Here is a 13,279-nt window from a genome sequence, read left to right on the forward strand (position 1 = left end):
TTGTTTAAAGTTTAAAAGTTGGCAACATCAAATTTTCGTTTGAAATTGCTAAATAGATTTCTGTTTTTAAGCCCTGGTTCGATTTCAAATTTACTATTTACATCGACAGCATAAATAGGAAGATTTGTTTTTGAAATTTCTTCAATGGCTTTTAATTCATTTATTCCGATGCCGCCGCTCAAAAAGAAAGGTTTCTCAGATTTGTATTTTTTTAATATCGTCCAGTCAAATGTGGTTCCGTTGCCGCCGGGTAATTTTCCCTTGGTATCAAATAGAAAATAATCGGAAACGGGTTCGAAAGGCTTTATAATTTCAAAATCAAAATTCTCATCGGCTGAAAAGACTTTTATGATTTCGGTTTTTTTTGGCAGCAGTTCTTTTAGTTCCGATAAAAATTCAACCGATTCATTTCCGTGTAATTGAACGGCTTGTAAATTGTATTGTGTTACTTTTTCCAGAATTTCTTCCTGACTTTGGTTTACAAAAACGCCCACTTTCTTGATTGTTTTTATAAGTTCCGGAATGGTTCCGTTAAAATATCGTGCGGATTTTTCCCAGAAAATAAATCCCATATAATCGGGTAGGAGCGCTCCTACTTCGAGAATGTTTTCTGGATATTTCATGCCGCATATTTTGAGTTTCATTTCGTTGTGGTTTTTTAACGCAAAGGGCGCTAAGTTTTTTCTTTTGTATTGTGTTTAAAATGCGAAAAAGTTCGCAAAGCTTTGTCTTTGTTTTTTTGCCACGAATTGCACAAATTACCACAAATTGAATTAGTGAAAATTCGTGTAATTCGTGGCAAACTTAAATTATAGCTTGCTGATGAACTCTGTTGCGGCATTACCTGCGTTATCGGTTTTCATGAAGTTTTCTCCAATTAAGAAACCTTTATAACCGTAAGGTTTTAATTCCTGAATGGCTTCTACTGATGAAATACCGCTTTCAGAGACTTTTACAAAATCATCCGGAATTTGTGATGCCAGCTGTTTGCTGAAGTCTAAACTAACCTCGAACGTTTTTAAGTTTCGGTTATTTACGCCAATCATATCTAAACTCGGCATAATCGATTTTTCTAATTCTTCCTGATTGTGTACTTCTAATAGAACTTCTAACCCTAATTTCTTTGCAAATTCAGATAAAGATTTTATTTCTTCGCGAGTTAAAACGGCTGCGATTAAAAGAATCAAATCTGCTCCGTGTGCTTTGGCTTCCAGAATTTGGTATTCATCTACTATAAATTCTTTTCGCAATAGCGGAATATTTACTGAAGCTCTTGCTAAAAGTAAATCGTCCAGAGATCCTCCGAAATATTTACCGTCGGTTAAAACCGAGATACCGCAAGCTCCGGCATTTTCATAACCTTTAACCACTTCTTCAACTGTGAAATTATTGTTGATGATTGATTTTGAAGGCGAACGGCGTTTGTGTTCGGCAATAATTCCGGTTGAGCTTGTTCTTAGTTTTTGGGTCAAAGAAATCGTTTCTCTTTCAAAAAATACAGAACTTTCCAATTGCGAAATGGGAATGATTGATTTTTTGAGAACGACTTCTCTTTGTTTGTCAAGTATTATTTTATCTAAAATATTCATTGTTGTTGTTTTGCCACTAAGTCACAAAGACGCTAATTTATTAGTGCTAATTTGTGAAATTTGTGTTTGTTTTTTATTTACTTAATTCTTGTAATTTCTGTAACGCTTTTAATCCTTTTCCGGATAATAAACTTTCTTTTGCCAATTCAAATCCTTCTAATGGAGAACATTTTGTAACCGTGGCGATTGCCATTGCAGCATTGGCACAAACCACATTATTTTGTGCTTCGTTTCCTTTTCCTGAAATGATATTGGTGAATATTTCTGCCGATTCTTCGATGGTTTTTCCTCCTTCGATTTCGGTTTGTGATAAAAGATGAACGCCAAAATCTTCTGGTTTCAACATTCCTTCCATGTGTGATGTGATTGTTTTGGTTGGGCCTGTTAAAGAAATTTCGTCATATCCGTCAAGCGAATGCAGGATCGTGAAATTAATGTCGGTATTTTGGTATAAATAAGCATACATTCTGGCTAATTCCAAATTGAAAACCCCAACCAATTGATTTTGTGGAAATGACGGATTTACCATTGGTCCCAGCATATTAAAAAAGGTTTTTACGGCTAATTCTTTACGAATAGGCCCAACGTTTTTCATCGCCGGGTGAAATAGGGGAGCGTGTAAAACGCAAATTCCGGCTTTGTCAATACAATTTTCTAAAAACGCAGCATCATTGCTGAATTTGATTCCCATTTTTTCCATTACGTTACTTGATCCTGAAATAGACGAAACGCCGTAATTTCCGTGTTTTGCTACTTTAATTCCAGCTCCGGCTGAAACAAAAGAGGCTAAAGTCGAAATGTTGAACGTGTCTTTTCCGTCGCCGCCTGTTCCGCATAAATCGATTGTATTGTAGGCTGATAAGTCAACACGAATACATAATTCTAATAAAGCTTCACGAAAACCCGAAAGTTCATCGATCGTAATGCTTCTCATCATAAATACGGTCAAAAATGCCGAAATCTGACTCGGATTGTATTGACCACTCGAAATATTAATCAAGACATCTTTTGCTTCTTGTTTAGAAAGCACTTCGTGATTGATTAATTTGTTTAATATAGTTTTCATTTTTTCTTTTAAGTTGCTAAGGTTCTAAGGAACTAAGTTGCTAAGTTTTTTTCTGAGACTGAATACTGCGACTGTTTACTTTTTAATGTTCGTCTCCTTGATAAATCCACATGGGTTCTGTTTTTCCGGCTCTTTCAAATCCGTTTTTCTTGTAGAAATCCACAGATTTTCCATCGGCAGTTAGCATTTGCATATGAAATTGGCTGTATTTCTCTTGCATTTTATCTATAATCAATTTTCCAATTCCTTTTCCCTGATATTCCGGAAGTACCAATAAATGTGGATAATAAACCGTTAAGAATCCATCAGAAATTGCATTGCCAAGACCTACTAATTTCTTTTCTTCCCAAGCCGTAATCAAAGTTTCTGAATTCAAAAGACCGTTATATAATTCGTTTGGTTTATTTGCCGAACTCCATTCGTTTGCTTTATATAATATCAAAACGTCTTCGATATTGATTTCTTTAGTTTCTGAAATAGTTATCATTTTTTTTAAGTTGCTAAGGTTCTAAGGAACTAAGTTGCTGAGTTTTTTTTTGAGACTGAATACTGCGACTGAATACTATCCCGAAATTTCGGGACTGAACACTGATCACTAACTCTTTATCCAATTCTCTAAAATCCTTTTTCCTTTTGGTGTTAAAACACTTTCCGGGTGAAATTGAACGCCTCTTACATCAAAAGTTTTGTGTCTTAGTGACATAATTTGTCCGTTTTCGTCGATTGAAGTCGCTTCCAGAACTTCGGGTAAATTGCTGTCTACAACCCACGAGTGGTATCTTCCCACTTCGAATTCGTTTCCTAAACCTTCAAACAAAATTTCATCTGAAACTACTGTTTTTACGTTTGTTGCAACTCCGTGATATACTTTATCAAGGTTAGAAAGTGTTCCGCCAAAAACTTCGCCAATTGCCTGCTGTCCTAAACAAACGCCAAGGATGCTTTTGGTTGGGGCATATTTTTCGATTACTGCTTTTAATAAACCTGCTTCATCCGGAATTCCAGGACCGGGAGAAAGTAATATTTTATCGAAAGAAGCGATTTCGTCAATCTCAAATTCGTCGTTTCTATAAACCGTTACTTCGCAGTTTAAATCTTCCAGATAGTGTACTAAGTTGTAAGTGAAACTATCGTAATTGTCTATAATTAATATTTTTTTCATTTTTTTGTTTTGTTTCAGGTTTTCTTTGTTTCAAGTTTCAAGTTCTGTGACTGAAAACTGCGACTGAAAACTGATTTCTATTTTTCTCGAACGTACTTTTCAGTAATAATGCGGTCGATTCCTAATTTTTCTACTTTTTCGATTCCTTTTTGAGTTAGAGTGTCATTTTTGATGGTTACTGTAAACTCAAATTTTCCATTTTCCCATTGACGGTTATTAAAGTATTCCAGATTCTCGGTGTATGTACTGTCCTTTAATGTATATTTTCCGCCTCCGCCAAAGAATACTGCATTTGTTGAATCTTTTCCGTTATTTAAATCATGATTGAAAAAAGCAAAATGAGTATCGTTTATAATTTTAATCATTTTTGTTTTTGAGTTGAAAGTCGAAAATGTTGAATCTTTTTCGGTTGTTTCTGCTGATATCAAACGCCAGGTTCCAGCTAATGGAATTTCCTTTTTTTCCGAATTACAAGAGGTGATAGTAATGATTAAAACTAAAATTGAAATTGCTTTTTTCATGATTGTTTGTGGTTTTTATGGTTTGTTTGTTAATTGTTTCAAGTTTCAAGTTTCAGGTTCTGTGACTGCGACTGATCCCGATAGCTATCGGGAGTGACTGAATACTAAATCTTCTCCGCCATTTCAAGCGCTGTATTTAATGCTCTTAATTTGTTATAAACTTCCTGCATTTCGCTTTCTTCGTCAGAACTTGCTACGATTCCGGCTCCGGCCTGACAATGTAATTGATGATTTTTACTCAGAAAAGTTCGAATCATAATCGCGTGATTAAAATTCCCTTCAAAATCCATGAAACCAATTGCGCCGCCGTAGAAATTACGATTTGTTTTTTCGTAATCTTCAATCAATTGCATCGCTCTGTGTTTTGGTGCTCCGCTTAAAGTTCCAGCCGGGAAAGTATCTGCTACAACTTGCATAGTAGTTGCTTTTTCATGTAAATGGCCTGTAACTTTAGAAACTAAGTGAATTACGTGCGAGAAAAACTGAACTTCTCTGTATTTTTCTACATTAACATCATGACCGTTTCGGCTTAAATCGTTTCTGGCTAAATCAACCAGCATAACGTGTTCGCTGTTTTCTTTTTTATCTTCTGATAATTCTTTGGCTAAAAGCGCATCGCGTTCGTCATTTCCGGTTCTTTTAAAAGTTCCTGCAATTGGGTGAATTTCAGCTTTTCTGTTTTTTACGATAATTTGAGCTTCGGGCGAAGACCCAAATATTTTGAAATCTCCATAATCAAAAAAGAATAAATAAGGAGAAGGATTGATGCTTCTTAAAGCACGGTAAACGTTGAATTCGTCACCTTTAAAACCTTGTGTAAAACGACGAGATAAAACTAGTTGAAAAACGTCGCCCCTAAAACAATGTTTCTTAGCCAAAGCCACATTATGCTTGAATTCATCATCAGTTAAGTTAGAGAAACCTTCGCCTTCTTTGGTGAATTTGTATGAAGCAATATTTCTGGATTGTAATAGTTGCTCGATTTCGGCAATATTATTTTTTCCGTCTACGCTGTGGCAGAAAATGTAAGCTTCGTTTTTGAAGTGATTGATGGCGATGATGTTTTGGTAAACCGCATAAAACACATCTGGAATTAAAGTTGCCGTATCTTTTTTAGCAATTGATACTTTTTCGAAGTAACGAACAGCATCGTAAGAAATGTATCCGAATAATCCATTATTAATGAATTTAAAATCGTTTTTTTCTGATTGAAACTGATTTGAAAATTCCTGAATTACTTCTGGAATGTTAGTTGAAGCATCAATTGAAATTTGTTCTGTAGTTCCGTCAGGAAAAGTTTTTGAAATCGTTTCGTTTTCGATCTTAATTGTTGCAATCGGGTTACAGCAAACGTAAGAAAAACTATTGTCATTTCCGTGATAATCACTACTTTCCAGTAATAAACTATTTGGAAATTTGTCTCTTATTTTAAAATAAATACTTACCGGCGTAATGGTATCTGCCAGAATTTGTTTGTAATGTGTGTTGAGTATAAAAGGTTTCAAAGTATGTTGTTTTTTAGTTTTTAATATATTTTCGGCTGAGTTTTGATCAAAAAAAAAGGGCTTGTCGTGATGACAAGCCCTTTATATTTATAGTTTTTACAGTACCATAGGAAGCTTCGTTCACGACGTTTGACGTAAATTCTTCCACCACCAAGTATTGTTCATTAATGTTTTCATTTCTTTATTTTGATGTGACAAAGATATAAATGTAATTTGAATTAGAATACATAAAATTTCAAAAAAATCTTTTCTAAATTCTAAAATTTGTTAAATTTTAAAATCAAAAACCTCTTTAAGAGCTTAATTTCCAATAGCAATCGTATTGTTTGTGTTTGCTCTAAAATCTGGATTTCCTTTGATGTTTGGAGTTGTAAACAGCTCTGTATTTTTCATTTTTGTGTATTGAATGCCAGAATTTGGGTTGTAATAATCCTGAATCGAAGCATTACCGCTTGACGATTCGCTCGTAATTCCGCCGTTGCAATTGTTCACAATTATGTTTTTAAAACTCAATTTTGACAAGTTTACTTCGCCGTTTCCAATATTTCCTTCCAATAAAACAAAAGGAGAAAAACCAGAAACAATACTATTGCTTAGATTAAAAAATGTATTTTCTCTAACATAAACAGATTCTCTAACTAATCCCTGATTGTTTTCTTCTAAATTAACCAAAGTAATGTTTGTCGCATTGATTTTGGTCATTTTTTTGCTCATATCTGTATTTTGAATTTTGTCGTAAGAGTCAACTTCAAAACATCTTGATCCTGAAATATCTGATGAAAAAGGATGACGAATAGCAATACTATTATTGATGTTGATTTGTGCGCCTTGCGTAAAATCGAAATCATCATCTGTAGTTCGGTAAGAAACTAAGTTGTTCATATTCAAATCGCCTCCATAACATTCGAAAGAATCATCGTTTGAAAAACTAATTTGAATATTGCTTAAAACTGTTTTTCTTCCAACACCGGCAAGTGAAAGCCCGTTAAGTTCTTTTTCGGCACTTAATTTTCTGCCGGAGAATTCAATTCGAACATATTTTAAAACACCAGAATTGTCTTCGGCATCTGTACCGCCGTAATGATTTAACATTGGTTCTAAGTTAAAAGGAAGTGTATGAAGACCGCCAAGAGAATTAATAGGTGCTTTTCCTAAAACAATTATACCGCCCCAGTCACCAGGTCTTCTGTCTGCAATTTCTTTATTTGAAGTAAAAACAATAGGATCTGTTTCTAATCCTTCGGCCATAATTTTGGCTCCATTTGTAACTACCAGTGTCCCGCAGGTTTTATCATCTCCTCGTATAACAGTTCCCGGTTCGATCGTTAAAACGGCATTGTTTGTTACATAAACAATTCCAACTAATTGATACGTATTTCGTTTTACTAATCGGGTATCTTTATCAATTGTTCCTGCAATTATATTGGTTGCTTCGCTGTATTCCATTTTAGCCGGATTAAAATTGGTCCAATTGTTCATCCAATTGTTAGTTCCAATAATCCCTTTAGTCTGCTGTTGAGCTTGAAGAAAAAAAGTACTTAAAAGTGTAAAAATTACAACACGTATTTTTGTTTTCATAACTATAATTTTGATTCCTGATTTTTGATTTTTATTTTCCTCAAAATTAGAGGCCGAATGTTAATCAATACGGCTATAGTTATTATGAAAGTGTTATTTTAATATTAAGAACGTTATGTTTTTGAAAATAATTATTGAAGGTTTATTCTGTAAAATGCTGTTTTAAAATTATTTGTAATTAAATTTTCATTTAAAGATAATTTGTAACTTTGATAAAAATAAAAGAAATGGATTTAGATACTCGAAAAGTGATTTTTATTAGAGACTTTCTTAAGCTTGAAAGTGAGAAAGCAATTTCTCAGTTTGAGAAATTGTTAAAAAAGGAAATTAAAGCAGATTTAGAATTAAACCCAATGTCTATTGCTGAATTTCATAAAAGAATTGATGCTTCTATAGATGATTCCAAAAATGGAAGAATAACAGATGTGGATGAATTAATTTCTGAGATTGAGAAATGGAGTTGAAAATTTATTGGACTGATTTTGCTAAAACTGAATTAAAAAAGATTTTTGATTATTATAAGAAGGAAGCAAGTTTAACTGTTGCAAAAAAACTTGTAGTTGGAATTACCCGAGAAACTCTGAAATTAAAACCACCCTCAACAAATGCAATAGGACAAAAAGAAGAACTTTTAGAAAGCTATTCTGAAGAGATACGATATTTGGTTTATAAAAATTATAAAATTATTTATTGGATTAATTTAAAGAAAAATTCAATTGAAATTTTAGATGTATTTGATACAAGACAAAACCCAGTAAAAATTAAAAGAAGTACATAAAAAAAGAAAACCCTAACATAATCAATCTGTTAGGGTTTTTCTTATATGCGAATTTAGTGTGCTTAAATTAGAATTTTAAAGCTACTGTTAATTCGAAATCGTCATTGATAGTTTTGTCTCCTAAGTTTTGGAAGAAGTTACCAGAGTTGTATTTAATATCGTATTTAGTTCTGTCAACTTTGAAAGCTGTTGTAGCAGTGTTTCCAGCTACAGTGATATCAAAAGTTACAGGTTTAGTGATGCCTTTAATAGTTAAATCAGCAGTTACAGTGTAAACGTCAGCAGATTTAGAACCAATTTTTTTGAAAACTAATTTTGAAGTTGGGAATTTGTCAGTTCCAAAGAAATCGTCAGCTTTTAAGTGACCGTTTAATTTTCCTTGGTATTCTCCAGTTAAGTCTGTAGAAGTTAATGAAGTCATATCAACAGTGAAAGAACCACCAGTTAATTTTTTTCCTTTGAAAACTACTGCTCCTTCTTTGAAGTTTACAGTTCCAGAGTGCTCTCCTGTTACTTTTTTACCTACCCATTTAATAGTAGATGCTTTTACGTCGATTTTTTTAGTTTGAGCGTTTACTGAAATACCAGCTGCTGCTACGAATAATGCAATTGCAATTGTCTTTAAATTTTTCATGTTGTTAAAATTGAATTTGGATTAATAAATAATTATATAGTGATAAATAATTCCTCGTGAGATTTTCTAACTTTTTTGTAATGCTGTGTATCGTCTTCATCATGTCTGTAACCTACAGTTGCGATAACAGATGCATTTAAGCCTAATTTATCGAAACCTAAGATTTCGTTGAATGCAGCAGGGTTGAAGCCTTCCATTGGAGTTGCGTCGATTTTTAATTCAGCAGCAGCAGCAAGTAAAGTTCCTAAAGCAATATAAGTTTGTTTTGCTGTCCAGATGTTTTTAGCTTCTTGAGACAAGTTAGCGATTGTACCTTTCATCATGTCGCTGAATCCAGCTAATGCATCAGCAGGGACACCTCTTGTTTCGCTGATGTTTTTAATGTAAGCATCTACAGATTCTGCTCCGGCATTTAAGTCGTTTGCAAAAATGAATAACTGCGAAGCATCAGTAATTTGAGTTTGTCCGTAAGCCGCAGCTTTTAACTGTTCTCTAATTTCTGGGTTTTCTACGATAATTACTTTGTATGGTTGTAATCCGTATGAAGATGCCGCTAATCTCACAGCTTCTTTTAAAGTATTTAAATCTGCTGAAGAAATTTTTTTGCTTGCATCAAATTTTTTAGTTGCATATCTCCAATTTAGATTGTCTAATAGTGTGCTCATAATATTATTTTTGATATTAATTTTGTTGGGTTCGGTATTTTTCTAATAATGTATTTAATAATTCTAATTCTTCCGGGCTTATATTCTCGGCAAATGTGCGCTCATGCTCATCTACTTTTGGGTCTAATTCTTTTAAAACATCTAGTCCTTTTTGTGTAATTAAAACTTCAATCTTTCGTCGGTTGCCAGGACACACATTTCTTGTAACGAATTCTTTTAGTAATAATTTGTCAACTAATCGGGTTGTGTTGCTCGTTTTAGCTAACATACGCTCTTGTATAACACACATATTAGCAGGATTTCCTTTTTGTCCTCTTAATATACGCAGTACATTATACTGTTCTCCGGATAAATCATACGGTTTTATTAACTCGTTGAAATGATCCTGAATCACATTCTGTGTGTACATAATATTCAGAATAACTTTTTTCGCATTATCCATCTTAACTGTACTCTTAATAACCTCTTCAATTGTCATAGTCGTAAGTGTATAATTTGTATATACAAATGTATATCTTTTAATAGTTGTATATACAAATGTCGTGTTAAATTTTTGTTAATTCAAAAAAGACGAAATTACCAGCTAGATAAACTCTATATAATTAGTATAAAAATAATGCAATTTTTTACTTAAAATATTGGTTGGTAAATATTTAACGATTGTTTAAAGTTAAAAAATCAAACCCGACAAGCTTTTAAGACATGTCGGGTTTGATAAAGAATAATTTGTTCAGGCTTTAGAATAATGAAACACCTAATTGCATACGAGTATATTTTTCAGCCGGATTCCACATAATACCTGCAAAAACAGGAAGTTTATACTGAAATATCGAAATATCTTTAGAAGCCTTAAGTCCTGTATTTACGATGCCAAAATTGCGATCCGGATCCTTAATATATAGATTTGTTTTTTCGTCAAGCGAAAATCCTGCCCCTACATAAGCATCCAGCGTTATTTCGTTGTTTTTTATAACTGGATATCCTAATTCTACGTATGTTGAATATCTGTTTTTGTAATTAGAATCAGAGTTTAACTCTTTGTCATTGCCATAAAGAATAATATCGGCTTCGATTCGCAACGGGAATTCCTGCGAAAAACGATACGAAGTTCTTAAATCAATAAGGTGAGTCGTCGTGTTTTTATCGTAATTAAAAACTTCCGGATGCTCAACATTTGTAGTGTTGAATAAATCCCAAAGACCAATTGTAAGTCCTTTATGTTTGTACTGAACGTAATAATCTACCTCAGTGTATTTACCATCAAAACTGTTACCGCCCCAAACACCAACCGAAAAGTTTCGATTTTTATCGAAGGTATAATGAATATCTCCCATAGCGGTCATACTAGGACTGATAATTAATCCTCTCCAAAGGTGACTGGTTGCAAGTGTAACATTAAAATTTAATCGGCTTGGTTCTTTACCAGCCGTACTTTCCGGCGTTGATTCTTGAGCATAGCCAGCTAGTCCTATGATGATTATCATAGAAAGAAAAAGATTTTTCATGAAATTTCTGGATTAAAAGAAGAGGTTGTTAATTAAGGCTGAGATATAATGCTGCAGCCAAAGAAGCTCCAATTATAGGTCCTACAATTGGGATCCAGGCATATCCCCAGTTACTGCTTCCTTTTATTGGTAAAATAGCATGCATAATTCTTGGACCTAAATCTCTTGCGGGATTTATAGCATATCCGGTTGTACCTCCTAACGAAAGACCAATTGCCCATACGACTATTGCAACAGGCAGGGCGCCTATAGTCCCTAAACCAATTGCTGCGTTTGCATCAGCTGCAATTTGTAAGCTGGGTCCTGCAATGTAGAAAATAGAAAATATCAAAACAAAAGTTGCAATTGCTTCGCTTATCAAATTAGATAAATTATTCTTGATGGCGGGTCCTGTAGAAAAACAAGCAAGTTTCGCTCCTTCATCTTCTGTTGCTGCAAAATGATCTTTGTGTGATAACCATACTAAAAATGCTCCCAGCATTGCTCCAATCATTTCACCTAATATATAGGTAGGAACTAAATCCCAACTAAATTTTCCTATAAGTGCTAAGCCAAGAGTAACGACAGGGTTTAAATGTGCTCCGCTAACGGGGCCTGCAATAGTTACCCCTACAAACACGGCAAATGCCCATGCGCTGGTTACGACAATCCAACCTGAATTATTACCAATTGTACCTTTAAGATTGACGTTTGCCACAACGCCATTTCCTAATAAAATCATCACCATAGTGCCTAAAATTTCTGCTATAAAAGGAGTCATATCGTTCGTTTTTAGTTATTCTTCAATCCAGCTTAATGTGCGTCCAACGGCTTTATCCCAGTTTTTTACAAGTGTATTCACTTGTTTTTCTTCCATTTCTGGCGAAAATACTTTGTCTATAGACCATTGTTCTTTCAAATCATCTAAGTTTGCCCAATATCCTACAGCAAGTCCGGCAAGATAAGCAGCGCCAAGAGCTGTTGTTTCAAGTGTTTTTGGGCGTGTTACAGTAGATCTAAAAATATCTGATTGAAATTGCATCAATAAATTATTGGTAGCAGCACCTCCATCAACTCTTAGTTCTTTTCCTTTGTCGCCAAAATCAGCTTCCATAGCTTTTACTAAATCATTTACCTGATAGGCAATTCCTTCTAAAGTTGCTCTGGCGATATGAGCATTTGTTGTTCCTCTGGTTATTCCCATAATGGCACCTCTGGCATATTGATCCCAATATGGAGCTCCTAAACCAGTTAACGCCGGTACAAAATATACGCCTCCGTTGTCAGGAACGCTGGTAGCAAGAGCTTCAATTTCTTCTGATGAATCAATCATTTTTGCTCCGTCTCGCAGCCATTGTACAGCGGCACCTCCAACAAACACACTGCCTTCTAAAGCATAAGTAGTTTTTCCGTTGATTTTCCAGGCAATCGTAGTTAATAAATTGTTTGTAGACTGAATTGGTTTTTCTCCCGTATTCATTAACATAAAACAACCTGTTCCGTACGTGTTTTTGACCATTCCTGAATTGGTACATAATTGACCAAAAAGAGCTGCTTGCTGATCTCCTGCAACTCCTGCAATAGGAATTTTTGTTGCAAACAGAGTAGTGCAGGTTTCTCCGTAAATTTCACTGCTTTGTTTTACTTCCGGAAGCATTGCTCTCGGGATATCGAATAATTCTAATAATTCATTGTCCCATTCTAAAGTATGAATGTTGAATAATAAAGTTCTGCTGGCATTAGAAACATCGGTCATGAATAACTTAGTACGGGTAAGTTTCCAGATAAGCCAAGTATCTACAGTTCCAAAACAAAGTTTTCCTTGTTCTGCTTTTTCACGTGCTCCGGGAACATTATCAAGAATCCATTTTACTTTTGTTCCTGAGAAATAGGCATCCAGAATTAAACCCGTTTTTTTCTGAATCATATCGGCATGACCATGTGCTTTTAATTCGTCACAAAATTTTGCTGTTCTGCGATCTTGCCAAACAATAGCATTATAAATAGGCTCGCTGGTTTCTCTATCCCAAACAATAGTAGTTTCACGCTGATTGGTGATTCCGATTGCTGCAACTTCGCGGCCTGAAATTCCCACTTTTGCGATTACCTCGGCGGCTGTACTTATCTGAGAAGACCAGATTTCGTTAGGATCGTGTTCTACCCATCCTGGTTTGGGGAAAATTTGTTCGAATGGTTTTTGTGAGAGGCTTACAATTTCTCCTTCGTGATTGAATAGAATAGCTCTGGAGGAAGTTGTTCCCTGGTCTAGAGCTAAAATTAATTTTTCTTGCATGGTT

16 protein-coding genes are annotated in these 13,279 nt (G+C 34.4%); 2 read left to right on the forward strand and 14 right to left on the reverse strand.

The genetic code is table 11. The features are described 5' to 3' along the window. Positions 1-11: 11 nt before the first annotated feature. The 8 genes from AC1RRQ_RS12760 to AC1RRQ_RS12795 all read right to left on the reverse strand — a co-directional run bounded on the left by AC1RRQ_RS12760 (position 12) and on the right by AC1RRQ_RS12795 (position 7,421). Entirely contained in the window at positions 12-644 is a 633-nt protein-coding gene (locus AC1RRQ_RS12760) for a phosphoribosylanthranilate isomerase (RefSeq protein WP_493023413.1), read from the reverse strand. A gap of 165 nt (positions 645-809) precedes the next feature. Further along, on the reverse strand, positions 810-1,589 hold the full coding sequence (gene trpC / locus AC1RRQ_RS12765) for an indole-3-glycerol phosphate synthase TrpC (RefSeq protein WP_493023414.1): 780 nt from the start codon (positions 1,587-1,589) through the stop codon (positions 810-812). A gap of 73 nt (positions 1,590-1,662) precedes the next feature. Beyond that, positions 1,663-2,655, reverse strand: coding sequence for an anthranilate phosphoribosyltransferase (gene trpD / locus AC1RRQ_RS12770; protein ID WP_493023415.1), 993 nt, complete (start codon positions 2,653-2,655; stop codon positions 1,663-1,665). A gap of 82 nt (positions 2,656-2,737) precedes the next feature. Beyond that, positions 2,738-3,142, reverse strand: a complete 405-nt coding sequence (locus AC1RRQ_RS12775; protein WP_493023416.1) for a GNAT family N-acetyltransferase — start codon at positions 3,140-3,142, stop codon at positions 2,738-2,740. A gap of 108 nt (positions 3,143-3,250) precedes the next feature. Beyond that, positions 3,251-3,817, reverse strand: coding sequence for an anthranilate synthase component II (locus AC1RRQ_RS12780; RefSeq protein WP_493023417.1), 567 nt, complete (start codon positions 3,815-3,817; stop codon positions 3,251-3,253). Positions 3,818-3,894: 77 nt separating this feature from the next. Further along, a complete protein-coding gene (locus AC1RRQ_RS12785) occupies positions 3,895-4,338 on the reverse strand; it encodes a hypothetical protein (RefSeq protein WP_493023418.1) in 444 nt (147 codons plus the stop codon). Positions 4,339-4,442: 104 nt separating this feature from the next. Next, the gene (locus tag AC1RRQ_RS12790; protein ID WP_493023420.1) at positions 4,443-5,843 is read right to left on the reverse strand and encodes an anthranilate synthase component I family protein; all 1,401 of its coding nucleotides are present in this window, start codon (positions 5,841-5,843) and stop codon (positions 4,443-4,445) included. 300 nt (positions 5,844-6,143) lie between these two features. Further along, complete coding sequence (locus AC1RRQ_RS12795; RefSeq protein ID WP_493023421.1) at positions 6,144-7,421, reverse strand: beta-helix domain-containing protein; 1,278 nt, start codon at positions 7,419-7,421, stop codon at positions 6,144-6,146. Positions 7,422-7,648: 227 nt separating this feature from the next. Between AC1RRQ_RS12795 and AC1RRQ_RS12800 the strand changes: the two genes are divergently transcribed. Both AC1RRQ_RS12800 and AC1RRQ_RS12805 read left to right on the forward strand, forming a co-directional pair. Then, positions 7,649-7,885: a hypothetical protein gene (locus AC1RRQ_RS12800; RefSeq protein ID WP_493023422.1), complete on the forward strand. Its 237-nt coding sequence runs from the start codon at positions 7,649-7,651 to the stop codon at positions 7,883-7,885. Next, positions 7,876-8,199 (forward strand): type II toxin-antitoxin system RelE/ParE family toxin, encoded by a 324-nt coding sequence (locus AC1RRQ_RS12805; protein WP_493023423.1) that lies wholly within the window; start codon positions 7,876-7,878, stop codon positions 8,197-8,199. The genes AC1RRQ_RS12800 and AC1RRQ_RS12805 overlap by 10 nt, the downstream gene beginning before the upstream one ends. 67 nt (positions 8,200-8,266) lie before the next feature. On the opposite strand, the gene AC1RRQ_RS12810 is transcribed toward AC1RRQ_RS12805, so the two are convergent. The 6 genes from AC1RRQ_RS12810 to glpK all read right to left on the reverse strand — a co-directional run bounded on the left by AC1RRQ_RS12810 (position 8,267) and on the right by glpK (position 13,275). After that, positions 8,267-8,833, reverse strand: coding sequence for a YceI family protein (locus AC1RRQ_RS12810; protein WP_493023424.1), 567 nt, complete (start codon positions 8,831-8,833; stop codon positions 8,267-8,269). Positions 8,834-8,865: 32 nt separating this feature from the next. Next, on the reverse strand, positions 8,866-9,498 hold the full coding sequence (locus AC1RRQ_RS12815; protein ID WP_493023425.1) for an NAD(P)H-dependent oxidoreductase: 633 nt from the start codon (positions 9,496-9,498) through the stop codon (positions 8,866-8,868). 16 nt (positions 9,499-9,514) lie between these two features. Continuing rightward, positions 9,515-9,976: a MarR family winged helix-turn-helix transcriptional regulator gene (locus AC1RRQ_RS12820; protein WP_493023426.1), complete on the reverse strand. Its 462-nt coding sequence runs from the start codon at positions 9,974-9,976 to the stop codon at positions 9,515-9,517. A gap of 259 nt (positions 9,977-10,235) precedes the next feature. After that, positions 10,236-11,003, reverse strand: a complete 768-nt coding sequence (locus tag AC1RRQ_RS12825) for a hypothetical protein (protein ID WP_493023427.1) — start codon at positions 11,001-11,003, stop codon at positions 10,236-10,238. A 28-nt stretch (positions 11,004-11,031) separates the two neighbouring features. Continuing rightward, positions 11,032-11,763, reverse strand: coding sequence for an MIP/aquaporin family protein (locus AC1RRQ_RS12830; protein ID WP_493023428.1), 732 nt, complete (start codon positions 11,761-11,763; stop codon positions 11,032-11,034). A 15-nt stretch (positions 11,764-11,778) separates the two neighbouring features. Further along, complete coding sequence (gene glpK / locus AC1RRQ_RS12835) at positions 11,779-13,275, reverse strand: glycerol kinase GlpK (protein WP_493023429.1); 1,497 nt, start codon at positions 13,273-13,275, stop codon at positions 11,779-11,781. Positions 13,276-13,279 lie beyond the last annotated feature (4 nt).

It is taken from the genome of Flavobacterium sp. GW821-FHT12A05, assembly GCF_058807735.1.